At 78.4% G+C, this 25587-nt stretch carries 24 protein-coding genes and 1 tRNA gene; 16 read left to right on the plus strand and 9 right to left on the minus strand.

What is annotated here, in order from left to right; all coding sequences use genetic code 11:
• Positions 1 to 35 precede the first annotated feature (35 nt).
• Genes tatC through ITJ85_RS06030 form a run of 3 tightly spaced genes read left to right on the plus strand, consistent with a single transcriptional unit; the run spans position 36 to position 2090 of the window.
• Complete coding sequence (gene tatC, locus ITJ85_RS06020) at positions 36 to 740, plus strand: twin-arginine translocase subunit TatC (RefSeq protein WP_217915452.1); 705 nt, start codon at positions 36 to 38, stop codon at positions 738 to 740.
• A 31-nt stretch (positions 741 to 771) separates the two neighbouring features.
• Complete coding sequence (locus ITJ85_RS06025) at positions 772 to 1362, plus strand: sigma-70 family RNA polymerase sigma factor (protein ID WP_217915453.1); 591 nt, start codon at positions 772 to 774, stop codon at positions 1360 to 1362.
• Positions 1359 to 2090 carry an anti-sigma factor gene (locus ITJ85_RS06030; protein WP_217915454.1) on the plus strand — a complete coding sequence of 244 codons (732 nt, stop codon included), beginning with the start codon at positions 1359 to 1361 and terminating at the stop codon, positions 2088 to 2090. The genes ITJ85_RS06025 and ITJ85_RS06030 overlap by 4 nt, the downstream gene beginning before the upstream one ends.
• 12 nt (positions 2091 to 2102) lie before the next feature.
• On the opposite strand, the gene ITJ85_RS06035 is transcribed toward ITJ85_RS06030, so the two are convergent.
• From ITJ85_RS06035 to ITJ85_RS06045, 3 genes are all read right to left on the minus strand, one after another.
• A complete protein-coding gene (locus ITJ85_RS06035; RefSeq protein ID WP_217915455.1) occupies positions 2103 to 2534 on the minus strand; it encodes an ester cyclase in 432 nt (143 codons plus the stop codon).
• Between the two features lie 79 nt (positions 2535 to 2613).
• The gene (locus ITJ85_RS06040) at positions 2614 to 2793 is read right to left on the minus strand and encodes a response regulator transcription factor (RefSeq protein WP_217915456.1); all 180 of its coding nucleotides are present in this window, start codon (positions 2791 to 2793) and stop codon (positions 2614 to 2616) included.
• A gap of 17 nt (positions 2794 to 2810) precedes the next feature.
• A complete protein-coding gene (locus ITJ85_RS06045; RefSeq protein WP_217915457.1) occupies positions 2811 to 4292 on the minus strand; it encodes a hypothetical protein in 1482 nt (493 codons plus the stop codon).
• A gap of 79 nt (positions 4293 to 4371) precedes the next feature.
• Between ITJ85_RS06045 and ITJ85_RS06050 the strand changes: the two genes are divergently transcribed.
• The 4 genes from ITJ85_RS06050 (at position 4372) to ITJ85_RS06065 (ending at position 9948) form a co-directional block, all read left to right on the plus strand.
• Positions 4372 to 4445, plus strand: a tRNA-Thr gene (locus ITJ85_RS06050).
• Between the two features lie 398 nt (positions 4446 to 4843).
• A complete protein-coding gene (locus tag ITJ85_RS06055; protein WP_217915458.1) occupies positions 4844 to 7297 on the plus strand; it encodes an ATP-binding protein in 2454 nt (817 codons plus the stop codon).
• A 180-nt stretch (positions 7298 to 7477) separates the two neighbouring features.
• Positions 7478 to 9124 (plus strand): PEP-utilizing enzyme, encoded by a 1647-nt coding sequence (locus tag ITJ85_RS06060; RefSeq protein WP_217915459.1) that lies wholly within the window; start codon positions 7478 to 7480, stop codon positions 9122 to 9124.
• A complete protein-coding gene (locus ITJ85_RS06065) occupies positions 9121 to 9948 on the plus strand; it encodes a PEP/pyruvate-binding domain-containing protein (RefSeq protein ID WP_217915460.1) in 828 nt (275 codons plus the stop codon). The genes ITJ85_RS06060 and ITJ85_RS06065 overlap by 4 nt, the downstream gene beginning before the upstream one ends.
• Positions 9949 to 10612: 664 nt before the next feature.
• Here ITJ85_RS06065 and ITJ85_RS06070 read toward each other — a convergent pair.
• From ITJ85_RS06070 to ITJ85_RS06080, 3 genes are read right to left on the minus strand one after another with little or no spacing between them, the layout of a single operon-like run.
• Entirely contained in the window at positions 10613 to 11995 is a 1383-nt protein-coding gene (locus ITJ85_RS06070) for a sensor histidine kinase (protein WP_217915461.1), read from the minus strand.
• Positions 11992 to 12690, minus strand: a complete 699-nt coding sequence (locus ITJ85_RS06075) for a response regulator transcription factor (RefSeq protein WP_217915462.1) — start codon at positions 12688 to 12690, stop codon at positions 11992 to 11994. The genes ITJ85_RS06070 and ITJ85_RS06075 overlap by 4 nt, the downstream gene beginning before the upstream one ends.
• A gap of 25 nt (positions 12691 to 12715) precedes the next feature.
• The gene (locus ITJ85_RS06080) at positions 12716 to 13363 is read right to left on the minus strand and encodes a DUF305 domain-containing protein (protein ID WP_217915463.1); all 648 of its coding nucleotides are present in this window, start codon (positions 13361 to 13363) and stop codon (positions 12716 to 12718) included.
• A gap of 120 nt (positions 13364 to 13483) precedes the next feature.
• Between ITJ85_RS06080 and ITJ85_RS06085 the strand changes: the two genes are divergently transcribed.
• Positions 13484 to 14371: a F510_1955 family glycosylhydrolase gene (locus tag ITJ85_RS06085; protein ID WP_217915464.1), complete on the plus strand. Its 888-nt coding sequence runs from the start codon at positions 13484 to 13486 to the stop codon at positions 14369 to 14371.
• A gap of 49 nt (positions 14372 to 14420) precedes the next feature.
• Positions 14421 to 14594, plus strand: coding sequence for a hypothetical protein (locus ITJ85_RS06090; RefSeq protein ID WP_217915465.1), 174 nt, complete (start codon positions 14421 to 14423; stop codon positions 14592 to 14594).
• A 59-nt stretch (positions 14595 to 14653) separates the two neighbouring features.
• Here the strand turns inward: ITJ85_RS06090 and ITJ85_RS06095 are convergent, their stop codons facing one another.
• Positions 14654 to 16765: a copper-translocating P-type ATPase gene (locus tag ITJ85_RS06095; RefSeq protein WP_217915466.1), complete on the minus strand. Its 2112-nt coding sequence runs from the start codon at positions 16763 to 16765 to the stop codon at positions 14654 to 14656.
• 458 nt (positions 16766 to 17223) lie between these two features.
• On the opposite strand from ITJ85_RS06095, the gene ITJ85_RS06100 reads away from it, so the two are divergent.
• The 5 genes from ITJ85_RS06100 to ITJ85_RS06120 are packed head-to-tail and all read left to right on the plus strand — an operon-like array spanning position 17224 to position 22580.
• Entirely contained in the window at positions 17224 to 18114 is an 891-nt protein-coding gene (locus tag ITJ85_RS06100; RefSeq protein ID WP_217915467.1) for a polyprenyl synthetase family protein, read from the plus strand.
• Positions 18111 to 19586: a phytoene desaturase family protein gene (crtI, locus tag ITJ85_RS06105; RefSeq protein WP_217915468.1), complete on the plus strand. Its 1476-nt coding sequence runs from the start codon at positions 18111 to 18113 to the stop codon at positions 19584 to 19586. The genes ITJ85_RS06100 and crtI overlap by 4 nt, the downstream gene beginning before the upstream one ends.
• On the plus strand, positions 19583 to 20428 hold the full coding sequence (locus ITJ85_RS06110; RefSeq protein ID WP_217915469.1) for a phytoene/squalene synthase family protein: 846 nt from the start codon (positions 19583 to 19585) through the stop codon (positions 20426 to 20428). Before crtI ends, ITJ85_RS06110 begins: the two co-directional genes overlap by 4 nt.
• Complete coding sequence (locus tag ITJ85_RS06115; protein WP_217915470.1) at positions 20425 to 21159, plus strand: carotenoid biosynthesis protein; 735 nt, start codon at positions 20425 to 20427, stop codon at positions 21157 to 21159. The genes ITJ85_RS06110 and ITJ85_RS06115 overlap by 4 nt, the downstream gene beginning before the upstream one ends.
• Positions 21156 to 22580: a phytoene desaturase family protein gene (locus tag ITJ85_RS06120; RefSeq protein ID WP_217915471.1), complete on the plus strand. Its 1425-nt coding sequence runs from the start codon at positions 21156 to 21158 to the stop codon at positions 22578 to 22580. The genes ITJ85_RS06115 and ITJ85_RS06120 overlap by 4 nt, the downstream gene beginning before the upstream one ends.
• Here the strand turns inward: ITJ85_RS06120 and ITJ85_RS06125 are convergent.
• On the minus strand, positions 22521 to 23282 hold the full coding sequence (locus ITJ85_RS06125; protein WP_217915472.1) for a hypothetical protein: 762 nt from the start codon (positions 23280 to 23282) through the stop codon (positions 22521 to 22523). The two genes, ITJ85_RS06120 and ITJ85_RS06125, sit on opposite strands and share 60 nt — an antisense overlap.
• On the opposite strand from ITJ85_RS06125, the gene ITJ85_RS06130 reads away from it, so the two are divergent.
• Entirely contained in the window at positions 23274 to 23873 is a 600-nt protein-coding gene (locus tag ITJ85_RS06130) for a glycerol-3-phosphate acyltransferase (protein ID WP_217915473.1), read from the plus strand. The genes ITJ85_RS06125 and ITJ85_RS06130 overlap by 9 nt on opposite strands.
• Here the strand turns inward: ITJ85_RS06130 and ITJ85_RS06135 are convergent.
• Positions 23776 to 24915 carry a glycosyltransferase family 2 protein gene (locus tag ITJ85_RS06135; protein WP_217915474.1) on the minus strand — a complete coding sequence of 380 codons (1140 nt, stop codon included), beginning with the start codon at positions 24913 to 24915 and terminating at the stop codon, positions 23776 to 23778. The two genes, ITJ85_RS06130 and ITJ85_RS06135, sit on opposite strands and share 98 nt — an antisense overlap.
• 104 nt (positions 24916 to 25019) lie before the next feature.
• Here ITJ85_RS06135 and ITJ85_RS06140 point away from each other — a divergent pair, with 104 nt between their 5' ends.
• Complete coding sequence (locus tag ITJ85_RS06140; RefSeq protein WP_217915475.1) at positions 25020 to 25466, plus strand: hypothetical protein; 447 nt, start codon at positions 25020 to 25022, stop codon at positions 25464 to 25466.
• Positions 25467 to 25587 lie beyond the last annotated feature (121 nt).

Raw genomic sequence — 25587 nt, forward strand, 5'->3', positions numbered from 1 at the left:
CCACGCCCCGCGCGCGACCGGGCGAGCGGATGGACGTGACGGAGCACCTGGGCGAGCTGCGGCGGCGGCTGATCGTGGCCGCGCTCGCCCTCGCCATCGCGTTCGCCGGCATGTACGCGGTCCACGACGCCCTGATCGACCTGCTCACCCGGCCGCTGCCCGCCGACGCCGGCCGGCTGGTGACGCTGTCGCCGACCGAGCCCCTGCTCACGACGCTGAAGGTCTCGTTCTGGGCGGCGGTGCTGCTGGCCCTGCCCGTGTGGCTCTACCAGCTCTACGCGTTCGCCGTTCCGGCCGTGGGCGACCAGCGGCGGCGCGTCGCCCTGGCCGTCGTGGCGGCGGTGTCGGCCCTCTTCGCCGCCGGCGTGGCGTTCGGCTACCTGGTGGTGCTGCCGGTGGCGCTCGAGTTCCTGGTCGGCTTCGGCGGCGACGCCTTCGACCCCCAGCTGCGCGCCGGCGACTACCTCGGCTTCGCCACGACCATGCTGCTGGCGTCGGGCCTCATGTTCGAGGTCCCCGCGGCGATGACCGCGCTCTCGCTGATGGGCGTGACCAGCGCCCGCATGTACCGCTCGGGGTGGCGGGTGGCGCTGGTGGCCATCGCCGCCGTCGCGGCGGTCCTGCCGGGCGGCGACCCCGTCAGCATGGCGCTGCTCATGGTGCCCCAGGTCGCCCTGTACGCGGTGGGCGTGGCGCTGTCGGCGCGGTTCGGCCGCGAGCCCGCCTGGCGCGCGGGGTGATCCGCCGGCCGCTGCGGCGCGTATAGCCGGCATGGGCCACGACCCGATCCCCCCGCGCGCGGCCGGCCTCGCCGACGAGGATCTGCTGGCGCTCGCCGGGCGGCGCGACGCGGAGGCGTTCGAGCTGCTCTACGACCGCCACGCCCGGGTGGCATTCTCGCTGGCGTTCCGCCTGCTGGGTGACCGCTCCGCCGCCGAGGACCTCGTGCAGGACGCGTTCCTCGCGCTGTGGCGCGGCGCCGATCGCTACACGCCGGCGCGCGGCAGCGTGCGTACCTGGCTGCTGGCGATGGTCCACCACCGCGGCGTCGACCGGCTGCGCTCGCTGGGGGCGATCGCCCGGCGCCAGGAGGCGCTGCAGCAGGCCGAGCTGCGCCGCGACGACGCGCCCGACGCGGCCGCGCTCGGGATCGGCCGGGCCATCGCGGGGTCGCTGCGCGACGAGCTGGCCGCGCTTCCCCGCGACCAGCACGAGGTGCTGCGGCTCGCCTACTACGGCGGCTTCACGCATCATGAGATCTCGGAGATGCTGCAGCTGCCCCTCGGAACGGTGAAGAGCCGCATGCGCCTCGGCCTGGAGCGGCTGCGGCGCGGGCTCGGGGCGGCGGAGGCGGCGCCGTGACGCGCGAGCACGACGCCGTGCGCGACCTGATCGCCCCGGTCGTGCTCGGCGCGGCCGGGGCCGGCGAGACGGCACGGGTGGAGGCCCACGCCGCCACGTGCGCGGTCTGCCAGGAGGAGCTGGCCGCCCTGCGGGCCGGCGCCGGCGCCCTCGCCGTCGCCGTGCCGCAGCACGATCCGCCCCCGCGGCTGAAGGCGTCGATCATGGCGACGGTGCGGGCGGAGGCCGCGCCGGAGCCGGCCGGAGCCGCCGCCGCCGCGCCGCGCCGGAGCCTCCGGTCCTGGCTCCCCGGCGGCGGCGGGCTGCGCCCGGTCGTCGCCGGCCTGGCCGCGGTCGCCGCGCTGCTGCTGGGCTGGAACGTGGCGCTCCAGGTGGGCGACGACGACGGCGGCGGCGGCGCGGTGACCACGCTGGAGGTGGCGGGGACCTCCTCGGCGCCGGCGATCGGGGGCCGGCTGGTCTGGGTGCCGGGCGAGGACGCCGCCGTGGTCGAGCTCGGCCGCCTGCCGGCGCTCGGCGCCGGCGAGGCCTTCCAGCTGTGGGTGCTGCGCGCGGGCGAGCCGCCGCGCTCGGCCGGCCTGTTCGAGCCGACCGGCCCGGGCGCCGCCCGCGCGGCCGCCTCCGGCCTCGCCGGCGCCGACGGCCTCGCGGTCACCGCCCAGCCGCGCGCCAGCCGCAGCGTCCCGGAGGGGCCGATCCTCGCCCAGGTGGCGCTGGCGGGCGCATAGCGCCTCGCCCGTTCAGTCGCCGGCCAGGCCGAGCTGCTCCAGCATGGGCAGCTGGTCGAAGAACTCGTGCTCGCGCCACAGCCGGCCGTCGCGCACCTCGGCGATGTTGCAGCCGAGGCCCGTCACCGCCCGGCCGGTCGGCGGCGCGTCGCCGAGCGGGCCGGTGTGGGTGCCGCGGTAGCGCACCTCCATGACCGCGACCTCGGGCGACGGCGACCAGCTGCGCAGCTCCTCGATGCGCAGGTCGGGGAAGGCGGTGACGTAGCGCTCCGCGACGTCGATCGCCGCCTGGGGGCCCGGGTGCTCGACGCCGTCGCTCGCGGTGTAGCGGTAGTCGGGATGCAGCAGCTCGCGCAGGGCCTGCATGTCGCCGCGCCCCACGGCCGCGAACATGCGGCGCTGCACGGTGAGGGCGTCGGTGAGCGTGGTGGTCGTGTCGGACATCGGGGCCTCCGTCGGTGAGGGGGTGCGGTGCCCGTCGATCGTCCGTCGGCGACCGCCGCGGGGACATCGGCAGGAACCCCTAACCGGTGGCGCGCTCGGGGCGGAGGTGCCGCACGGCGTAGGCGGCGGCCTCGGCCCGGTTGCGCAGGCCGAGCTTCACGAGCACGTTGTGCACGTGGTGCTCGACCGTCTTGCGGGTGAGGAAGAGGCGCTCGGCGAGCTCGCGGTTCGAGCAGCCCTCGCCCAGCAGCTGGAGCACCTCCAGCTCGCGTCGCGTCAGGACGTCCGTCCCGCGGGGCCCCGTCGCCCCCGGCCGCGCGCCCAGCGCGCGCAGCTGCGCCCGGGCGGCGTCGGCCAGGCGGGCGGCGCCGAGCCCGTCGAACGCCGCCGCCGCCCCCGCGCCTCCGCGATCGCCGCCTCCGGCGACGCGGCTGCGAGCGCGTCCGCCAGCAGGAGGTGGGCCCGGCCGGCCTCCAGCGGCATCTCCAGGCGGTGGAAGGCCTCGAGCGCCCGCTCCAGGTGCGCGGCCGCGGCCGGCCTGCCTGCGGCGGCGGCGATGCGCCCGAGCGCCAGCTCGGCCCGGGCGACGACGACCTCGCAGCCGGCATCGGCGCCGAGCGCCAGCAACGCACGCGCGCGCCGCGCCGCCGCGCGGGCGTCGCCCAGCGCCGTCTCAGCCTCGGCCAGCAGCGCCACGAGCGCGGCGGCCTCCAGGCAGCGGTCGCCCGTCGCGCGCAGTCGACGGCGAAGCGCGGCGGCCGCGCCGGCGGCGTCGCCGCGAGCGAGCAGCACGCCGGCCAGCGCCGCCGCCGACGTCGGGTGGTCCTCGACGCCGGCCAGCAGTCCGGCCGCCTCGTTCACCCGGCCCTGCGCCAGCCGCAGCTCGGCCAGGCGCGCGAGGGCCTCGGCGAAGAGCGCCGGCTCCGCCGCGCGGGCGCTCCGCAACGCCTCCCCGATCGCCTCCTCGGCGTCCTTCCAGCGCCCCGTGGCGACCAGAACGCAGCCGTAGCTGAGGCGGCACGTCGTGTGGACGTGGAAGGACCCGCTGCGGCGGGCGAAGGCCTCCGCCATCCGGATCCACTGGGCCGCCCGGGCGAACTGGGCGGCCGCCGCGCACGCCGTGACCATGCAGCAGCTCGCGAACACCGCCGTGTCCAGCCGCCGCCCCTCGCCGGCGAGCGAGGCCGCCATCGCCTCGTCGAGCAGGGCGAAGCCCTCCGCGACCCGCCCGGCGTCCACGAGCAGCGCGCCGAGCGCGCTCATCGCGCAGAGCTCCAGATCCGGGTCCGGCGGGCTCACCGCCGAGCCCGTCCGCGCGATCGCCAGCGCCTCCTCCGCCAGCGCCCGGCCGCCCGCCAGGTCCCCGGCCTCCCCGCGGTCGTGCGCGCGCGCCAGCGTCGCCCAGCCGCGGAACGGCTCGAGCCGCTCGGCGTCCACCAGCCGCTCCAGGCGGGCCAGCCACCCCCGTGCGGCCACGGCGTTGCCGAAGCAGAGGCGCATCAGGAAGTAGAGCCCGAGCGCGGCCTCCGCCGCGACGGCCGGCTGTGCGGCCGATCGCGCCGACCGGTAGGCGCGCCGGTAGCGCTCGAGCGCGCCCTCGCTGTCGCCGAGCCACAGGAGGGCGTCCGCGAGCCCGAGCTCGGCGGGCGCGCCGCCCTCGTCGAGCGCCCCGGCGAAGGCGTCGCGGGCCGCAGGCCAGTCGCCCGCCTGCGCGGCGGCCGCCCCGGCCGCCAGCGCGGCCTCGACGCTCCCGGCCATGGGCCGATCGTACGACCGCCGGCCCCGTCCGCGCTCCCCCGGTCGGCCCGGCGGGCGGCCGCTACCCTCCCGGCAGCGCGCCGGAGTAGCTCAGTTGGTCAGAGCAGCCGCCTTGTAAGCGGCAGGTCAGGGGTTCGAATCCCCTCTCCGGCTTCCCTCGGAGGGGTGCTCGCTGCAGGCGTTCTTCTCGGACGGACAGTGGATGAGGCAGGGGAGGCGATCCCCGCGAGGGGGGCGTCCGGAGCCAACCGCGGACGAGCCGTCGGCCGGCCCATCGAGTGGTCCCCGGCGCGCCCGTCCGCTCGTTGGCGTGGCGGCGCTGGGCCGCGGGCGGTGACGCCCCCCTGAACCGGGCGCGTGTCATCACGGGGGGCTGGGGGCGGTGGCCCCGCCGGACGCGCGTGACGCCACGACCACTGGTCGCATCCGCCGCGCGTGGTGCCCGGCGCCCGCCCCCGCGGGCGTTCCGCGGCGGCCGGGGCGGCTGACGGGGCGCGCCGCCGCGACCGGGCTATCGGCCCGGTCGATCCCGGGGGTAGCGTTGTCGCGCTGTGAGCGACCACGCCATCGCCGCCCGGGGCGCCGCGGTCCGGGCGCTCCCCGCCGAGACCACGCCGCTCGTCGGTCGCGAGACGGAGGTGGAGGCGGCGGTCGCGCTGCTCGATCGTCCGGATGTCCGGCTGCTGACCCTGACCGGGCCCGGCGGAGTGGGCAAGTCGCGGCTCGCGCTGCGGGTGGCGACGCTCGCGCGGGAGCGCTTCGCCGACGGCATCGCGCTCGTGCCGCTCGACGCGGTCGATGACGGCGCGCTCGTGGTCCAGGCCATCGTGCTCGCCCTCGGCCTCGCGGACGCCGGCGAGCTGACCTCGCCGGAGCGGCTGGAGGCGCATCTGCGCGACCGCGAGCTGCTGCTGCTGCTCGACGGCTTCGAGCACCTGCTGGACGCGGCGCCCGTCCTCTCGCGGCTGCTGGCCGCGTGCCCGGCCCTGAATCTCCTGGTGACGAGCCGGGCGGTGCTGCGCCTGTCGGGCGAGCACGAGTTCCGGGTGCCCCCGCTGGCGCTTCCGGAGCGCGGGCCCGACGCGGACCCGGACCGGATCGCCGGCTCGCCGTCCGTCGCGCTCTTCACCCAGCGCGCCGCGGCCGCGGCGTCGGGCGTCCGCCTGACCGCCGACGACGTGCCGGCCGTCGCCGAGATCTGCTGGCGCCTGGACGGGCTGCCCCTGGCGATCGAGCTGGCGGCGGCGCGCGTCAAGCTGCTCGGCGTCGAGGGCGTGTTGGGCCGGCTCGCGGAGCGGCTCGACCTCCTCACCGGCGGCCCGCGCGACGCACCGGCCCGACAGCGCACGCTGCGGGACGCGATCCGGTGGAGCGACGCCCTCCTCGAGCCGGACGAGCGCCGGCTGCTGCGGCTGCTGTCGGTGTTCGCCGGCGGATGCGACCTGACCGCGGCCGCCGACGTGGCGAGGCGGGTGGATCCCCGGGCGCCCGACGTGCTCGAGACCGTCGCGTCCCTGCTCGACAAGAGCATGGTGGTGCGCTTCGAGGGGCCGGCCGGTGAGGCCCGCATCGGGATGCTCGAGACGATCCGCGAGTACGCGCGCGCCGCCCTGGCGGCCGATGGCGGCGCCGATGACGCCGGGCGGGCCCACGCCGATCACCACCTCGCGCTCGCGCGCGAGGCCGAGGACGCGCTTCGCGGCCCCGACCAGCGCGCGTGGCTGGATCGCATCGAGGCGGAGCTGCCGAACCTGCGCACCGCCCTGCGCTGGCTGCTGGACGCGGCGCGGGCCGAGGACGCGCTCGTGCTCGCCGCATCGCTCGAGCGCTTCTGGTACGTGCGCGGCGACCTGATGGAGGGCGTCCGGTGGCTGGAGCGCGCGCTCGGGCGGGTGGCCGCCGGCACGCCGCTGCGCGCCCGCGGCCTGACCGCCGCGGCGACGCTCGCCCACTACGGGGGCGACCTCGACACCGCCGCCGCGCTCGGCGAGGAGGCCCTCGCGGTGTCCACGACGCTCGGGGACCGGGGCAGCGCGGCCCACGCGCTCACCGCGCTCGGCCTCGTCGCCCGCGCCCGCGGCCGCTACGACGAGGCGCGGACGCGCTACGACCAGTCGACGAGGATCTTCCGTGAGCTCGGCGACCGGCGCGGCCTCGCCGAGGCCGTCGGCCGCACGGCGACCGCGGCGCTCCACCAGGGCGACTGCACGACCCTTCTCGACAGCGGCCTCGAGGCGACGGCCCTGTACCGCGAGCAGGGCGACCTCGACGGGATCGCGTACGCGGTCAACTCCGTGGCCCTCGGCATGCTCCACCTGGGACGGCTCGAGGAGGCCGAGCCCCGCTTCCGCGAGGCGCTGGCGGCGGCGCGCGGCGTCGGGAACCGGCGATACACCAGCCGCATCCTGGTCGGGATGGGGACGCTCGCCGCCGCGCGATCCGACTGGGCGGCGGCGCGCGCGCAGTTCGAGGAGGCCTCCGCCATCGCCGGCGAGTACGGGGACCGGTGGCTGGTCGCGACGACCTCCCTGCCGAACCTCGCGCGCGTGCACCTGGCCGAGGGCCGGGCCGAGGTCGCGACAGTCGTCCTGGGCGCGGCCGAGGCCGGGCGGGACGCGATCGGGGTGCCGATCCCGGCGCGCGAGGCGGCCCAGCACGACGAGATGGTGGCGGAGGCCCGGACAGCGCTCGGGGAGGCGGCCTTCGCGCGGGCCTGGGCCGCCGGACGCGGCATGGCCCTCGACGAGGCGCTCTCCACCGCCCGTCGCGCGGTGGAGCCGCCGCCGTCGGACGCCGCGCCGCCGGGCGCCGCCGGCCCGCTCACCCGCCGGGAGGCCGAGGTGCTGCGCCTGGTGGCCGGCGGGCTCACCGACGCCCAGGTCGCCGACGCCCTCGTCCTCAGCCGGCGCACCGTCCACGCGCACCTGCGCTCGATCTACCGCAAGCTCGACGTCGGGTCGCGCAGCGCCGCCACCCGCTGGGCGCTGGAGCAGGGCCTCACCTAGGCGCCCCGCGTCGGCCGCGGCGGCGGTCGGCATCGGCACCGCTCGTCACGGCGTTTCGGCAACGCGGTTCGGCAACGCTGCCGATGCGGCCCGGCCGGCTCGCGGCGGATCCTGCCCCCACGGCGGAGGGCCACCGGCACCGGGCCTGGCGGGATCCCCGCCCGACGAGAGGACGGGATCATGATCGAGACCGACACCACACCGACCCCCCTGCGCCTGGAGCCCCCCGGTCCGGGATCGTGGCTGCTGGACGCCGTCCATGCCCCGCGGCCCTACTCGCGCTTCGGTACCGAGATCCACCCCGGGGCCCTGGCCGAGGGGTTCGCCGTCATGGGGCGCCGCTACGGCCTGCTCCTCGACGTCCTCGACTGGCGGATGGTGCAGGGGTTCGCCTACTTCGCGCCGCGTCCCGTGCTGGACGAGGCCGAGCTGCCCCGGCGGTTCGCGGCGGCCGCGGAGGCCGTCGCCCGGCGCGTCTGGCGCGAGGACGTCGAGCGCTGGGAGCGGTGGGCGAAGCCGGCCTCCGTGCGGGCGCACCTCGCCCTCCAGCGCGTCGATCCCGCGCCGCTGTCGACGGACGGGCTGCTGGCGCACCTCCAGCGCGCCCGCGAGCACCAGCGAGCGATGATCGTCCAGCACCACGTCTTCAACGGGGCGGCCCTCATCCCCGTGGGCGACTTCCTCGCGCACGCGGCGGAATGGACCGGCCTCCCGCCCGCCCGCGTCCTGGCGCTCGTGCGCGGCGCGGCGCCCGAGTCCGCCGGCAGCTCCCACGAGCTCGACCGGCTCGTGGCGGCCCTCGCCGCCGACGGCCGGGCGCGGGCGGCGCTGGCGAGCGACGAGGAGCCGGGCGCCCTCCTGGCCCGGCTGCGCGCATGGCCGGGCGGCGTCGGGCACGCCGCGACGGCATACCTCGACCTGGTCGGCTACCGGCTCGTGGACAGCCTCGACATCGGCGACCGCTACGCCCTCGAGGTGCCCGAGGTGATCGTGGGGCGCCTGCGCGTCGCGGTGGCCGGCGGGAGGCCGGTGGGCGGCCCCTCGCAGGAGGAGGTCGCCGGAGTCCGGGACCTCGTCCCGCCCTCCTGTCGGGACGAATTCGACGACCTCCTCGCCGAGGCCCGGCTCACGTACCGGGTGCGCGACGAGCGCGGCAACTTCGGCGAGGTCTGGGCCGGGGGCATCACCCGGCGGGTCGTCCTGGCCGCGGGCGAGCGCCTGGTGCGGGCCGGCGTCCTGGACGAGCCGACCCAGCTCGCGGAGGCCGGGTACGAGGAGATGCGCGACCTGATCTCCGGCCGCGGCGGCCCCACCGCCGACGAGCTGGCGGCGCGCGCCCGCTTCCGGGCGACGCACCGCGCCGCGGACCTGCCGCCGTTCCTCGGCGATCCGCCCCCTCCGCCGCCGCCGCTCGACCGCGTGCCCGCGGCCGCCGCGCGCATGATGCGGGCCCTCGACGCCTCCATCGCGGCGCTGTTCATGCCGTCGGACGCCGAGAGCGAGGCCCGGGTCGTGCGGGGCACCGGCGCCAGCCCCGGCGTGGCCGTCGGCGTCGCCCGCGTGCTGTCCGGGCCCGCCGAGCTCGGCCGGCTGCGCACCGGTGACATCCTCGTGACCGGGTCGACGACCGAGTCGTTCAACATCGCCCTCCCCCTGGTCGGCGCGATCGTGACCGACGCCGGCGGCATCCTCTCCCACGCGGCCATCGTCAGCCGCGAGTACGGCATCCCCGGGGTCGTCGGCACGCGCGACGCGACGGTGCTCATCCCCGACGGCGCGCGCGTGCGCGTGGACGGCGCCGCCGGAGAGGTCGAGGTGCTCTCGTGACCTGGGCACTGCTCGCCGACGCCGCCGAGGCCACGCGCTTCGGCGGCAAGGCCGCCGGCCTCGCGCGGGCGATCCGCGCGGGGCTGCCGGTGCCCGCCGGGGTCGCGGTCGCCTGGCCGGCCGCCGACGCCGTGGGCGCCGGGGACCCCGCCGCCGAGGCGGAGCTACGATCCCTGCCGCTGCTGCGCGAGGCACGCGACGGCCTGGCCGTCCGCTCCTCGGCGGTCGGCGAGGACGGCGGGCGCACGAGCTTCGCCGGTCAGCACGAGACGTTGCTCAACGTGACCTCCGACAGCATCGTCGAGGCGGTCCGGCAGGTGTGGCGCTCGGGGCGCTCGGACGCCGCCCGGGCCTACCGGCGCCGGCTGGGCGTCGGGGGACCGGCCCGCATGGGCGTCGTCGTCCAGCAGCTCGTGCGCGCCGACGTCGCAGGCGTCCTCTTCACCCGCGATCCGATCGACGGCTCCGACGAGCTGCTCGTCGAGTCGAGCTGGGGGTTCGGCGAGGTGGTGGTGAACGGGCGGGTGATCCCCGACCGGCACCGCCTCAGCTCCTCGGGCACCGTGCTGGAGGCGGCCGCGGGGCGCAAGGACGTCGCCCTGCGCGCGACCCCCGGCGGGGGGCGCGCCGAGGTCGCCGTGCACGGGGGCGCCGTGGGCGCCCTCTGCCTGCAGGAGTCGCACCTCGCAGAGCTCCACGAGCTCGCCGTGCGCTGCGAGGCGGCCTTCGGCCCGGGCCAGGACATCGAGTGGGCCCTCGCGGACGGCGCCGTCCACCTGCTCCAGGTCCGCCCCCTCACGACCGTCGGGGGCGCGCGCCGCTGACCGGCCGTCCGGACGCCCGCGAGGCGGTCGTCGCCGTGCGCCCGGACAGCCGGATCGCCGAGCAGCGGCTCGGCGATCCCGGCGAGACGAGCAGCGAGGGCGTCGTCATCGATCCGTGATCGCCGGCGCCGGGGGGTCTCGCCGGCCGCCGAGGCCTCCGGTGTGTCCGCCGCGCGATCCGGCGATCGGCGGCGACGCCCGAGTGATCCCCGAGGCGGCGACGCCCCGAAGTGATGCCCGAGGCGCCGGTGACCTGGGGGCGTCTGCGGGCCGGACTCCGGCGAGACGGCTGCGCCGCCCGCGCCCGCGATCGAACCAGCCGCAGGCGGCCGAGCGTGTCATCGGCCGCGAGAACATCGAGCGGGGTCGCCGCGGCCGACGGCCTCCGCAGCGACCCGATGCGCGCGGCGGCCGGGGCCGGCATCCGCCGCGGTCCGATCGCCGCGACTCGACCGGGGCGATCTCGGCGCCGCCGGCCGACGCGCCGGGGTGGGTCAGGAGCGGCCGCACGTCGCGCCGGCCATCGCGGCGCACCTCGCCGAGGCGGTCGCCCGCGGGCGGGGTGTCCGCCGAGGGGTCCCGTCCGTCCGGCACGGACGGGTGGGCCGATTGCGTCACCAGCCGGCGCGTCCCCTCGCCGCCGACCGGCGCGCTGCGCGTCGCGTCATCCCTTCGGCGCGCGCGCCGTCGGGGCGGCCTGCGTGCGCCCGGAGGCGGCCCCGGAGGCCGCCGGCAGGCGCAGCACGAAGCAGGTGCCCCCGGAGGGCTCGAGCTCGAGGGAGCCGCCCTGCGCCTCGGCGAGCTCCCTGGCGATCGCCAACCCGAGGCCCTCGCCGCCGCTGGTCCAGGCGGCCTCCGAGCCGCGGTGGAAGCGCTCGAAGATCCGGTCGGGGTCGAGCGCCGCCGGGTCGCCGTCGTCGTGGACCCGCATGGTCGCCCAGCCGTCGTCGAGCGCCGTCCCGAGGCGCACGGCGCCTGCCGGCGGCGCGTACTTGAGGGCGTTGGAGAGCAGGTTGACGGCGATCTGGCGCACCGCGTCGGGGTCGCCCGCCGCGCGCGCCGGGCGCGCGTCGACCTCGAGCGCCAGCCCGCGGATCTCGAAGGCGGCCGCCAGGCTCGCGTGCACCTGCGCGGCCACCTCGTCGAGCGCCACGACCCCGACCCGCAGCGGCGACGGCTGCGCCTCCGACTCGGCGAGGCGCTCGATCTGGCCGATCAGGCGGCTGAGGCGCAGGGTCTCGGTGTGGAGCGCCGCGAGCCCGTCGGCGTCGAACGGCACCACGCCGTCCTGCATCGCCTCGATGCGGCCCTGGAGCAGCATGAGCGGCGTGCGCAGCTCGTGCGAGAGGTCGGCGGCCAGCTGGCGGCGGGCGCGTCGCTGGCGCTCGAGGTCGGCGGAGAGGCCGTCGAGCGCCTCCGCCAGCTCGCGCACCTCGGCCGACGCGCCGGGGAGCTCGGGCGTGCGCCCCCCGGCGGCCAGCCCGCGGGCGGCCACCGTCAGCCGCCGGAGCGGCCGCGACAGGCGGCCGGCCACCACGAGGCCTGCGCCGATCGCCACGACGGCGGCGATGGCCGCGGCGAGCAGGTGGCCCTGGTCGAGCTCCTGCCGCAGCTCCTCGTCGGCGGGCGTGTCGCCGTCCGCACCGAGGGCGTACAGCTCCAGCGTCGCCACCCGGCCGCCGCGCGGCCCGTGCACCGGCAGCTCGGACACGCGCCTGAAGTCGAGGCCGTCGCGGTCCAGCTTGGTGGTGTCGATCAGCACCCGCCCGCCCTCGCGCAGCCGGTAGTCGTAGCCGGTCAGCACCAACTCGTGGGACAGGATGTCGAGCGCGTCGGCGCTCCAGCGCCCGCCCGCGGTGGCGTAGGCGGTCTCGGCGAGGGCCACCGCGTCGCGGCCCGCCTGGTCGCTGCGCCGGGCGAGGTAGTCGTCGAACGTGCGGTGGAGGCCCCAGCCGGTCAGGAGGGCGGCCACCAGCACCGCGAGGGCGGCGATGCCGACGAAGGCGGCCACCAGGCGCGCGCGCAGGCCGAGGCGGCCGACGCTCACACGGACTCCTCCAGCCGGTAGCCCACCCCGTAGACGGTCGCCACGTAGCCCGCGGCGCCCGGCAGCGCCTCGTCCATCTTCTTGCGCAGGCGCATCACGTGGACGTCGACGGTGCGCTCGATGCCCTCGACGTCGGGTCCCTGCACCGCCTGCAGGAGGTCGTAGCGCGAGAAGACCCGCCGCGGCTGGCGCGCGAGCGCCGCCAGCAGGCGGAACTCGGCCACCGTGAGCGCCAGCGCGGCGCCGTTGAGGCGGGCCTCGTGGGCGGCGAGGTCGACCTCGAGCCTGCCGCCGTCGATCACGAGCAGGTCCGCCGCGGGCTGGCCCCGGCCGCCGGAGCGGCGCAGGATGGCGCGCACCCGAGCGACGAGCTCTCGCGGCGAGAACGGCTTCACCAGGTAGTCGTCGGCCCCGAGGGCGAGGCCGCGCAGGCGGTCGGCCTCGGCCGACTTGGCGGTCAGCATCAGGATCGGCACGGCCGAGTGGCGGCGCAGGCTGGCGCAGACCTCCTCGCCGGCGATGTCGGGCAGCATGAGGTCGAGCACGACGAGGTCGGCCGGCTGGGTGGCGAGGGCGTCGAGCGCACGGCGGCCGGTGCGCGCGGTGCGCACGGTGAAGCCGTCGCGGCGCAGGTACGCCGAGGCGAGCTCGATGATGCCCGGCTCGTCGTCGACGACGAGGATCGAGGGGCTCATCGGCTCGCCCGGTGGATCGGCCCGCTCATCCGAGCGGCGGGAACCACGTCTGCCGCCAGCGCTGCATCTGCCCGATCTCCTCCGCCTGGGCGGCGATGATCTCATGCGCCATCCGCTCGAGCTCGCCGCGCGGGCCGCCGCGGAGGGCCGCGTCGGCCATCATCAGCGCGCTCGCGTGGTGCGGGATCATCGCCGCCAGGAACGCGCGGTCGAACTCGCGGGCAGGCGTCGCCTCGAGGCCCGACATGTCCATGCTCGCGTGCGGGCCGGAGGCGTCCTCGGTGAGCGGCTCGCCGAACCACTGCTCGCTCCAGGTCCGCATCCGCTCGATCTCCTCCTCCTGCGAGGCGACGATCCGCTCGGCCAGGCGGCGCACCGCCGGACGCTCGGCGCGCTCCAGGGCGAGCTCGGCCATCGCCACCGCCGAGCGGTGGTGCGGCACCATCATCTGCAGGAACGCGCGCTCGCCCAGCCGACCGCCGCCGGCCATGCCCGAGCCCATCCCGCCGTCGGGCCACGAGCCCATCGGCGCCTCCATCCACGCGCCGCCGCCCGCGTGCGGGCCGTCGCCGGGCCCGTGGTCGTCGCCGGCGAGCGCCATGCCGATCCCGAGCCCGGCGGCCAGCGCGACCACGCCCGCCACCCCGAGGATCACCCACAGCCTGCTGGTCATCGCATCCCCCTTCGCGTCGACGCCTCGACCCGAGGAGTACCAGGGGCCTGTTTCGGACCTGTGACGGGGGACGCGGGCCGTCCTTGGCGGTCCGGGCGCCGTCCGACATCGTGGGTGCCGATGCACCGCCCGACACGCAGGCGCCGCGCGCGCCCCGACACGTTCCGCGCCGTCGCGGCCGCGCTGGCGCTGCTCGGCGTGCTGGCCCTCGCCGCCTGCTCCGGCGACGTCGAGACGACGCCGGCGGGCGCCGACGCCGACCCCATCCACGCCCACGGCCTCGGGCTGAACCCGGCGGACGGCGCGCTCTACATCGCGACCCACACGGGCCTGTTCCGGATGGAGCGCGGGTCGGACGACGCCGCCCGCGTCGGCGACCGCCGCCAGGACACGATGGGGTTCACGATCGCGGCCGCCGACCACTTCCTCGGCTCGGGGCACCCGGACCTGCGGGAGGGGCTGCCGCCGCTGCTCGGCCTGATCGGGTCCCGCGACCGCGGCCGCTCCTGGGAGCCGATCTCCCTGCTCGGCGAGGCCGACTTCCACGCCCTGCGCGCCACCGGCACGTTCATTCACGGCTACGACGCGAGCGGCGGCCGGCTGATGATCAGCGAGGACGGCGGCCGGACCTGGCGTGTGCGCCGTCCGCCGCCCCTCCTCGACCTGGTGGTGGACCCGGACGACCCGTCCCGGATCGTCGCGGCGTCGGAGCGTGGGCTGATCGTCTCGGAGGACGACGGGCGCGGCTGGCGCCCGCTCGACGGGCCGCCCGGTCTGCTCGCCTGGCCGCGCCGCGACGCCCTCTACGCGCTGTCGCTCGACGGCGAGCTGCGGGTCAGCCGCGACGGCGGCGCGTCCTGGGCACGCGCCGGCCGCGTCGGCGGCCGCCCGGAGGCGATGACCGTGCCGGCCGCCGACCGCCTGATCGTCGCGCTCGAGCACGGCGCCCTGCGCAGCAGCGCCGACGGCGGGCGGAGCTGGGCCGATGGAGCATGGGCGGGGTCATGAACCGGGTGCGGGCACAGCCGGCCGGCACCCCACGGCGAACGGAGGGGTGATGCGCCACTCGCACACGGCGATGTGGTGGTGCGCGGCGGCGGCGGCGGGGGTCGTCGCGATGCTGGTGGCGCTCGGCGCCGGCGGCTGGGCACTGCTCGGCGCGCTCGGCTGCCTGGTCATGATGGGCGCGATGGTCCTGATGATGTCGCGCGGGATGGGCGACGGCGGCTGAACGGCCGACGGCGGCGGGAGCCGGCGCACGCGGGTCGCCGGGCCCCCCGCCGCCGCCGGTCACGTCGCCGGCACGGGATGCGGCCGCGGCGCGGCGTCCGCCTCCATCGGCGCCGGCCGCAGGTCCACCCGGCGCAGCAGCTGGGCGTTGAGGGCGACGACGATCGTCGAGACGCTCATCAGGATCGCCGCCACGGCGGGCGGCATCGAGACCCCCGCCCATTCCAGGGCGCCGGCGGCGATCGGGATCGCCACGATGTTGTAGCCCGCCGCCCACCAGAGGTTCTGGAGGCTGGTGCGGTACGCGGCCGCCGAGAGCCTGATGGTGCTGACCACCGCGCGCGGGTCGGAGCTCGCCAGGATGAGGCCCGCCGACTCGATGGCGACGTCGGTGCCGGCGCCGATGGCGATGCCGACGTCGGCGCCCGCCAGGGCCGGCGCGTCGTTGACGCCGTCGCCCACCATGGCCACGCTCAGGCCGCGCGCCTGGAGCTCGGCGACCTTCGCGGCCTTGTGCTCGGGGAGCACCTCGGCGAACACCTCGTCGAGGCCGAGGTCGGCGCCGACGGCGTCGGCCACCTCGCGGGCGTCGCCGGTGATCATGACGACCCGTCGGCCCATGGCCTGGAGCTCCTCGACCGCGGCGCGGGCCTCAGGGCGCACCTCGTCCTCGAGGGCCAGGCCGCCGACGATCCGGTCGCCGCGCACGAGGTGGAGCACCGCTGCGCCGCGGTCCCGCCAGCCCTGCGCCCACCCGGCGATCCCCTCCGGCTCGCGGAGGCCGCGCTCGCGCAGCAGGGCCGGCCCGCCGACCGCGTGCGGGACGCCCTCGATGTCGGCCTCGACGCCGCGGCCGGTGATCGAGCGGAAGCCCTCCGCCGTCGCGATCGGCCCGCGCTCGCGCGCCGCCGCCACGATCGCGCGGGCGAGCGGGTGCTCGCTGTCCGACTCCACGCCGGCCGCCAGGCGCAGCACCTCGTCCTCGTCGAGGCCGGCGCCCGCCACGCCCACGACGGCGTGGCGCCCCCTCGTGAGCGTCCCGGTCTTGTCGAACAGGACCGCGTCGACGGTGCGGCTGCGCTCCAGGGCGAGGCGCTCCCGCACGAGGATGCCGTGGCTCGCCGCGCGGGCCGAGGAGATCGACGTGGTCAGGGGGATGGCCAGGCCGAGCGCGTGGGGGCACGAGATGACGAGCACGGTGACCACCCGCACGACCGCGTCGTCGGCGTCGCCGACGGCCAGCCACACCCCGGCGGCGATCACCGCGGCGGCCATCGCCACGTAGAAGAGGAGCGCCGCGGCGCGGTCGGCCAGCACCTGGGCGCGCGAGCGCGACGCCTGCGCATCGGCCACGAGCCGCTGGATGCCGGCGAGGGCGGTGTCCTCGCCGAGGGCATCGACCCGCACGCGGATCGCCGAGTCGGTGGAGACCGTCCCGGCGACCACCCGGTCGCCGGCCGCCTTCGCGACCGGCCGGGACTCGCCGGTGATCATCGACTCGTCCAGCTCGGCGGCGCCGTCGGTGATCTCGCCGTCGGCGGGCACCCGGGCGCCGCTGCGCACCAGCACGACGTCGCCGGCGCGCAGCGCGTCGAGCGCGATCGTCTCGACCCCGCCGTCCGGGCTGACCCGCTCGGCCTCGTCGGGCAGCAGCGCGGCGAGGGCCGCGAGGGCGTCCTGCGCCTGTCCGAGCGCCTTCATCTCCTGCCAGTGCCCCAGCAGCATGATGGTCACCAGCAGCGCCAGCTCCCACCAGAAATCGAGGCCGAACAGGTCCAGCGAGGTGGCCATCGAGGCGACGTAGGCGACGCTGATCGCCATCGCGATCAGCAGCATCATCCCCGGCCGACGCTCGCGGGCCTCGCGCCAGCCGCCCTCGAGGAACGGCCAGCCGCCCCACCAGAAGATCACCGAGCCGAGCACCGGGCCGACCAGCTCGATGCCGGCGACGTCCAGGTCGTAGCCGAACCAGTCCATGACCATGTGGCTCGTGAACACGACCGGGATGCTCAGCAGCAGGCTCCACCAGAACCTGCGGCGGAACATCGCCACGTCGTGGCCGGCGTGCTTGTCGTGGCCGGCGTGCCGGTCGTGCCCGCCGCGGGCGGCGTGCCCGCCGGCGTGGCCCGTCTCGTGCGCGTGATCGGCCTCGGCCGGGTGGTGGGTCGCCACTGATCGCTCCTCCCATGAGCACCGCCTGGACGCCGCCGGCGCTGCCGGAGGCGTCCCGTGATGCCGGCAATATACTCGGGGGGAGTATCTACGTCCAGCGGCGCCGAGCGCCCGCGACGGCCCTCGGGCGCCGTGCCGCGTCCGGTTTCGCGCGGCACGCCGCGGGAACCTGCGGGCCGTGCCGCCCGCCGCATCCGTCCGTCGCGACCGCGCCGGCGCCGCTGAATCCGAACGCCGGATCGCGTGCGTATGGAGGTCCGACAGCCATCGCCGCGCCGCGTACCGCGGGCCCGGCCGGGAGGAGGACCGACGCCGATGGACGGACAGGGGGAGGGGGCACGCTGACCACCGCCGCACGCCCTGAGGGCGCCGTCGTCGCGCCGCCCGGCCGCGCGGCGACGCTCCTCGCGGCCTGCGAGCGGCGGCTCGAGGCGGTCGTCGCGGCGGGGCACCCGGCCGTGGCCGGGCCGGCGCGGGCGACGCTCGCCTCGGGCGGCAAGCGCACGCGCCCGCGCATGGTCCTGGCCTGCGCCGGCCCGGCGCCCGGCCGCGCCCATGGCGTCGTCGCGGCCGCGGCGGCCGTGGAGCTCATGCACATGGCGACGCTCGTGCACGACGACGTCATCGACGGCGCCCCGCTGCGGCGCGGCCGGCCGAGCGTCGTCGGCGCCCACGGCCGCGGTCGCGCGGTCGCGGTCGGCGACGTCCTGATGGCCGCGGCGTTCCGCGAGGCGGCGCGCCTCTGCGACCCCGCGGCGGTGCGGGTGCTCGCGCGCGCGACCGACGAGCTGACCCGCGGCGAGCTGCTGCAGGCGGCGGGCCGCGGCGACGTGGGGCTGGGGGAGGAGATCTACGTGGAGCGCTGCCTGCTCAAGACCGGCGCCCTGCTGGCGGCGGCGTGCCACCTCGGCGCGCTCGCGGGCGGGGCCCCGCCCGAGGCCCGGCGGCGGCTGGCCGCGTTCGGCCGCCACCTCGGCGTGGCCTACCAGATCGTGGACGACGTCCTCGACCTGACCGGCGACGCCGCCGTCACCGGCAAGCCGCGCGGCGCCGACCTGGCCGACGGCACGATGACCCTGCCCGTCATCCTCGCCCTGCGGCTGGACCCCTGGCTGGGCCCGGCCGTGCGCGCCGCCGCCGGCGACGCGGGCGTGCGCGCCCGGCTCTGCGACGAGCTCGCCGCGCACGCCGGCACCCGGGCGGCCGCGGAGCGCGCGGCGGAGCACGCCGACGCGGCGCACGCGGCGCTGGACGACCTGGCGCACGACGCCGACGCCGCGGCGCTGCGCGCGCTGGCGTCGCGGGTGCTCGCGCGCGCGGACGCGGTGGCCGTGAGGGCGGTCGCGTGAGGGTGGTGGTGATCGGCGCCGGGCTCGGCGGCCTGGCCGTGGCGCGGCGCCTGCGGCACGACGGCCACGACGTGACCGTGGTGGAGCGCCAGGAGGCGCCGGGCGGCCGCGCGTACCGCCTGCGCGACGCCGGCTACACCTGGGACACGGGGCCCTCGCTCGTGACCATGCCCTGGGTGCTGGAGGAGGCCTTCGCCGCGGGCGGGCTGGACCTGCGCTCCGAGGTGACGATGCGCCGCCTGGACCCGATGTACCGGATCCGCTGGGCGGGCGACGAGCGGCACTTCGACTTCGCCGACGACGTCGGCCGCCTGGAGGCCGAGGTCGCGCGCTTCTCCCCCCGGGACGCCCGCCGGGTACGGCCCTTCCTCGACGGGCTCGAGCCGGTCTACCGCAGCGTGATCCTCGACGCGGGCCGCCGGCCCTTCCTGCGCGCGGGCGACTTCGCCCGCCTGGTGCCGCGCATGGCGCGCCTGGGGGTACTGCCGCCCCTGCACGCCTACGTCGCCCGGGCGTTCCGCCACCCCCGCGTGCGCGAGGCGTTCTCGTTCCACTCGCTCTTCATCGGCGGCGACCCGTTCCGCGTGCCGGCGCTCTACGCGGCGCTGGTGTACCTGCAGGTCGCCGACGGCGGCTGGTACGTCGACGGCGGCGTCTACGCGCTGGTCGAGGCGCTCGCCCGGGACCTCGACCTGCGCTGCGGCGAGCCGGTGGAGGCGATCGAGTGGTCCGGCGAGCGCGCGACGGGCGTCCGCCTGGCCGGCGGCGGGCGCATCGCCGCCGACGTGGTGATCTCGAACGCCGACGTCCTGCGCACGCCGGCCCTGCTCGGCCGGCCGGCGCCCCGGCGGCGGCTGCGGCCCACGATGTCGTGCTTCCTCGTCTACATGGGCACGCGGCGGCGCTGGCCCGGCCTGCTGCACCACACGCTGCTGGTGGGGCCGGGCTACCGGAGCTTCATCCGCGACGTGACGCGCAGGGGCGTGGTGCCGCGCACGTTCTCGACCTACGTGCACGCGCCGAGCCGCACCGAGGCGGCGATGGCCGCGCCGGGCGGCGACTCGCTGGCGGTGCTGCTGCCGACGCCGAACCTGCGCGGCGGCACCGACTGGACCGCCGCCGCCGACGAGGTGCGCGACGCGCTCGTCGCCGACATGGAGCGCTCGTACGGCCTGCACGGGCTGGCGGCCGACGTCGTGGTGGAGCACCGCATGACCCCGCTCGACTTCGAGCGCCGGCTCGGGGCGGAGTGGGGCAACGCGTTCTCGATCGAGCCCACCCTCGGCCAGTCGGCGTACTTCCGCGTCCCCAACCGCGACCGGCGCATCCGCAACCTCTACTTCGTGGGCGGGGGCACCCATCCGGGCGCCGGCATCCCCGGCGTCCTGCTCGGGGCGGCGATCACCGGCGACCTGGTCGCCGCCGACGCCGCGGCGGCGCCACGGCGCCGCGTGCCGGCGGGCGCCCGGTGAGCGCGTCGTCGCACGCGCTCGCGGCGCCGACGCTCGGCGAGGCCCGCGCCACCACCCGGCGCGTGGCCCGCACCTTCGCGCTCGCCTGCCGCATGCTGCCGGGCGCCGTGCGCGACGACGTGTACATGCTCTACCTGGTGTTCCGCACGCTCGACGACCTCGTGGACGAGCGGCGTGACGACGCCGCCGCCCGGGTCGCCGCCGTCGAGGCCTGGGCGCGCGGCGAGCCGCCGGCGCACGGCGCCCCCACGCCCGAGGTCGCGATCCTGGATCGCATGGCGGCGCGGCACCCGCTGCCGCGGTGGGCGTTCGCCGACTTCTGCGCGGGCATGCGCGCGGACGTGGCGGGCGAGGCGCCCGCCGACGAGGCCGAGGTCGACCGGTACTGCTACCGGGTGGCCGGCACGGTGGGCGTGGTGATGTCGCGGGTGCTCGGCGCCCGCGACCAGGCGCGGGCCGACGCGGCGGCCGTCACCCTGGGGCAGGCGATGCAGCGGACGAACATCCTGCGCGACATCGACGAGGACGCCGCCGGCGGCCGCGTGTACGTGGCCGAGGGCACGCTGCGCCGCTTCGGCGGGCCCGCGGCGCTGGCGCCCGGCGCGCGCGACGCGCTGCTGCGCGACCAGATCGCGCGCGCCGACGCGCTCTACCGGCTGGCCATTCCCGAGATCGCCCAGCTGCGGCGGGGCCGCCGGGCGATCGCCTCCGCGGCGGCGATGTACCGCGAGATCCTGCGCCAGATCGAGCGCGAGGGCTACGGCGCCCGGGCCGGCCGCGCCGTGGTGCCGCGCGGCCGCAGGCTCGTGCTGGCCGCGCGGGCCGGGGCCCTGCTGCGATGAGGGCGCCCCGGCCCTCGCACGCGCTGCTGGCCGCGCTCGGCGCGGCGCAGGTGCGCCACGGCCTGCGCACCCGGGACGCGCCGGCCACGCCCCGCGCCACCCGGGGGATCGTGGCGCTCGCGCTGGCGGCGTCGGTGGCCGAGGCGGCCGAGGCGCGGGGGCCGCGCCGCGGCCCGGCGCTGGTCGCGGCCGCGGGCGCCGTCGGCTTCGCGGCGGAGCTCGCCGGCGTCCGCACCGGGTTCCCGTTCGGCCGCTACCGCTACTCGGAGCGCCTCGGCCCGCGCGTGGGCGGCGTGCCGCTGCTGGCCTCGGCGGCGTGGGCGCTGATGGCGCGCCCCGCCTGGGCGGTCGCCGGCCGGATCACCCGCGCGCCGGCGGGGCGGGTGCCGCTCGCGGCCGCGGCGCTCACCGCGTGGGACGTCTTCCTCGACCCGCGGATGGCCCGCGAGGGCTACTGGACCTGGGAGCGGCGCGGCCGCTACGAGGGCATCCCCGCCACCAACTTCGCCGGCTGGTGGGGGACGGGGCTGGCGCTGTTCGCCGCGTGGGCGGCGGCCGAGCGGCGCGGCCCGCCCGACCGCGACGGCGCCGCGGTGGCCGCGTACCTGTGGACCTGGGCCGGCGAGACGTTCGCCAACGCGGTGCTGTGGCGGCGGCCGGTGTCCGCGCTGGCCGGGTCGGCCGCGATGGGCGCCGTGGCGCTGCCGGCGCTGCTGCGCCGGCGCCGATGAGGGTCGCGGTCGTCGGCGCCGGCGTCGGCGGGCTGGCCTGCGCGGTGCGCCTCGCCCACGCCGGGCACCGGGTGACCGTGCTCGAGGCCGGCCCGGCGCCGGGCGGCAAGGCCGCCCGCGTGGAGCGCGACGGGTTCCGCTGGGACGCCGGCCCCTCGCTCGTGACGATGCCGCACGTGCTCGGCGACCTGTTCCGCGCCACCGGCCGGCCGCTCGAGGACGAGCTGGAGCTGGTGCGGGTGGAGCCGGTCACCCGCTACCGCTTCGCCGACGGCTCCAGCGTGGAGCTGTCGGCCGACGTGCCGCGCGCCGTGGCCGCGCTCGAGCGCTGGTCGCCCGGGGCGGGCGACGACTGGATGGCCTTCCTCGGCACCTGCGCGGCGATGTGGCGCGCCTCGGCGCCCGTGCTGGAGGGGCCGGCTCCGTGGCCGCCCTCCCGCCCCCGGCCCGGCGATCCGCGGCCGTCGCCGTCGTCGCTCGTGCGCGTGCGCCCGTGGTGGACGCTGCGCCAGCTGGCGCGCGCCCACGCCCGCGACCCGCGGCTGCGGATGGTCATCGAGCGCTTCGCGACCTACGCCGGCGCCGACCCGCGGCGGGCGCCCGCGGCGCTGGCGCTCGCCGGGTACGTCGAGCACGCCTTCGGCGCCTGGCATCCGCGCGGGGGCGTGCACGAGATCGTGCTCGCGCTGGCCCGGCGCCTGGAGGCGCTCGGCGGCGAGCTGCGCCTGGGGACGCCGGTGCGGCGGGTGCTGCGCCGGGACCGGCGGGCCCGGGGCGTGCTCACCGACGACGGCGTCGTCCCGGCCGACGCGGTCGTGCTCAACGTCGACGCCGAGCGGGCCCTCGGGCCGCTGCTCGGCCGGCCGCCCCGCCGCCCCCGCGAGCGGTCGCTCTCGGGCCTCGTGACGCTGCTCGGCCTGCGCGGCGCGACGCCCGGCCTGGTGCACCACGAGATCCGCTTCCCCGCCGACTACGACGCCGAGTTCGACGACGTGTTCGCCGGGCGGCCGCCGCGCGAGCCGACGATCTACGTGAGCGCCTCCTGCGCGACCGACCCGGGCGCGGCGCCCCCCGGCCACGAGAACTGGTTCGTGCTGGTCAACGCGCCGGCGGCGGGCGACGCGGCCGACTGGGGGGCGGTCGCCGACGCGGCCATCGCGCGGCTCGGCGTGGCCGACCGGGTGGTGGTGCGCGCCGCCCGGACGCCCGGCGACCTCGACCGCGAGAGCGGCGCGGCCGGCGGCGCGATCTACGGGGCGGCTCCGCACGGGCGGCTCGGCACGCTGCGCCGGCCGGGCAACCGGGTGCGCGGGCTGCGCGGCGCGTGGCTCGTGGGCGGCACCGTCCACCCGGGCGGGGGGCTACCGCTGGTGATGCTCGGCGCCGCGACCGTCGCCCGCGCCGTGGGGCCCGCCCGGTGACGCCGCCTGCAGCGGGTCGGCCCCGTCCCACGTGCCCCACGAGGCGTCGGGGCGGAAGCGCGCGAACAGCTCCTCCGAGTACCAGCGCTCGTCCCGGGTGCGGCGGATCACCGCCATGTGCTCGGGGCCGCCGTAGGCGTAGGCCCGCGCCGCCGCCCACGACCCCCACAGGGAGAAGGTCGCCTGCCGGGCGACCGGCCACTCGCCCATGCCGAGCGACGCGAGCAGGCCGGGGCTGCCCTCGAGGGCCGAGGCCGGCGGGGCGATCGCACGGTAGAAGGCCGCGAGGCGGCGCGGCCTGATGCTCGCCCGCGTCAGCACCGCGACGGCGCCGTCCCAGGGCGGCGGGTCGCCGGGCACGTCGAACCGCCGCCCGCCCCACGCGCCCACGGCGCGCAGCGGGCGCAGCCGCACCCCGTACGTCTCCTGGCCGAGCGCGCGCCAGCGCGCCGCGACCTCGGACCCCTCCATGAAGCGCGCGAGCGCCGACGCGTCGTCCCACACCGCGAACATCGCCCAGCGCCGCAGGTCGGCGCTCAGGGTCATCGTGCGGCCGCGCCCGGTGCCGAGCAGCCGCCAGAAGCGCAGGCCGCGCGTGCGCGCCAGGACCGGGCGGTCGAGCCCCATCCTCGCCAGGCCGTCGCGGGCCGTGGCGGGCCGGTAGCGGGTCAGGTGGAAGGAGGCGACGGGGCCGTGCTCCACGCGCTCGCCCTCGTGGTCGGCTACGCCGTCGGCTGCCTGCAGCTCTCGCCGCGCGTCGCCCGCCGTCACGGCGTCGACCTGCGCCGGGTGGGCGACCGCAACCCGGGGGCCTGGAACGCGCTCGAGCACCTCGGGCCGCGCCGGGCCGCGCCGGCCTTCGTGCTCGACGGGGCGAAGGGGCTGGTCGCGGCCCTGGCGGGCCTCGCGCTCGGCGGCTGGTGGGGCGGCTGGCTCGGGGTGCTCGGCGCGATGCTCGGCCACGCGCTGCCGGTCACGGCGCGGCTGCGCGGGGGCAAGTCGGTGATGGTCTTCGTCGGCGGGGCCACGGCGCTCGTGCCGCTGGCCGCGCTGCTCTGCTGGGCGCTGTTCGCCATCGTGTGGATCCTGCGGTCGTTCGCCTGGGCGGCGCGCGCGGGGACGTTCGCGCTGCCGCTCGCCATCCTCCTCGCCGGGCCGCGCGAGCGCACGCTGCCGGTGCTGTGGCTGATGGGGATCATCGGCCTCCTGTTCGCCTGGAGCCGGCTGCGCCCGCGAAGGCCCGCCCGCGCCAGCGACGGTCGGGCCGCAGGGCGGAGCGCGTCAGCCTCGTGACCGCCAGCGGGTCGGCGAGCGGCGACAGCCAGAAGCCGGGCCCGGGCCGCGCGTAGGCCCCGCGCAGCCCGGCGAGCAGGGCGGCGCGCACCGCCAGCAGCGCCAGGTCGAGCGGGCGCGGCCGCCCGGCGAGCGCGCGCGCCACCGGGAGGGCCATCGTGAGCGCGGTGACGGCGACGTCGGCCGCCCGCCAGGCGGGCGAGGTGACGTCGGCCAGCGCGATGGAGCGCCCCCAGCCCGTCCACGTCTCGCGCGCCGAGCGGTACATGCGCACCGCCAGCAGGTCGCCGGCCGACACGAATGCGACCCGCCAGCCGCGCGCGGCGAGGGCGCGCCCGAGCGCGGCGTCGTCGGTCAGGTGCCCCGCCGCCGCCGCGAAGCCGCCCTCGGCCAGCAGCCGCTCGCGGCGGGCGGCCATGCACTGACCGTTGACGAGCATGCGGGCCGGCCGCGGCGGCCGCTCGGCGTCGCCGGGGCCGAAGCGGTAGACCAGCGTGGCGAGCATCGCGGCGTGGAGGGCCTGCTCGGCGGCGCCCTCGCAGACGAACGCCGCGCCGGCGGTGACCAGGTCGGCGTCGTCGAGGGCGTCGGCGAGCGCCGCCGCCAGGCCCGGGCGCGGGAGCGTGTCGGCGTCGAGGACGACCACCACCTCGCCGCTCGCCGCCTCGAGCCCCTGCTGCAGTGCCCATGGCTTGCCCACCCAGCCGGGCGGCGGGGGCGTCCCCGCCACCACCCGGGCGCCGGCCGCCGCCGCCACCCCGGCCGTGCCGTCCGACGAGCAGTCGTCGACGACGACCACCTCGAGCAGGGCGGGGTCGGCGCGCAGCCCCGCGAGGCACGGACCGATGCGGGCGGCCTCGTCGCGGGCCGGCACCACGACGCTGATGGACGGGCGGGCCCGCCCGGCGGGCGGCGCCGCCAGCGGCGGCCGGCGACGCCGCCCGCGCGCGAGCCGCGCGAGCACGACCGCCCCCGCGGCCGCCTGGGCGGCCGTCAGCGCGCCGGAGCGCGGCGGCGCGCCCCGGCCGCCGTGCGCGCTCACCCTGGAGCCGTCGTCGGCATGCGACACGGAGTGCCCGCCGCGGGAGCCGGGCAATCCCGGTCGCGCCGCGGTTTCGGGCCGGCGGCCGCGGGAACCATGCGCCCGTGGGCGAGACCGACGGTCGCAGCGTGGACCCGGCGCGCGGCGCGGACGCGATGGACGAGGCGACCCTCGACGCGGTCCACCGTGTCGAGGTGGCGGTGGAGTGGATCGAGCGCTCGTTCGGCGCCCTGCTCGACGCCCACCACCACGCCGGCCACGGCCAGGGGCTGCTGCTCGAGGCGGCGGAGCGCCTGCGCGAGGCCGGCCACGGCGAGCTCGCCGACCTGGTGGAGCGGGACGCCGCCCCCCGCGACGCCGCCGCGGGGCGCTGGACGTACCAGATCGTCGACGAGTTCCGCGCCCACCTGCTCGAGCCGTGCCGCCGCGTGGAGGAGCGCGTGCGCGACGAGCTCGCCGGCGGGGTGCGCCACCGGGCGGAGGCCTCGCAGAAGCGCGGCACGGCCGAGGCCTCGTCGCGGACGGAGGTCCGCCTCCCCGCCGAGCGGTAGGGGCGACGCCGGGGCAGGCGCGCTCACTGCCCCGGCGCAGGCGCGGCCGGGACCGCCGGGCCGCACACCCGACAGCCGTGTCCGGTGGGCCGCGGCGAGAGATGCCCGTCCGTCGCCGTCC

This window comes from Miltoncostaea marina, assembly GCF_018141525.1.
Classification (GTDB): Bacteria; Actinomycetota; Thermoleophilia; order Miltoncostaeales; family Miltoncostaeaceae; genus Miltoncostaea; species Miltoncostaea marina.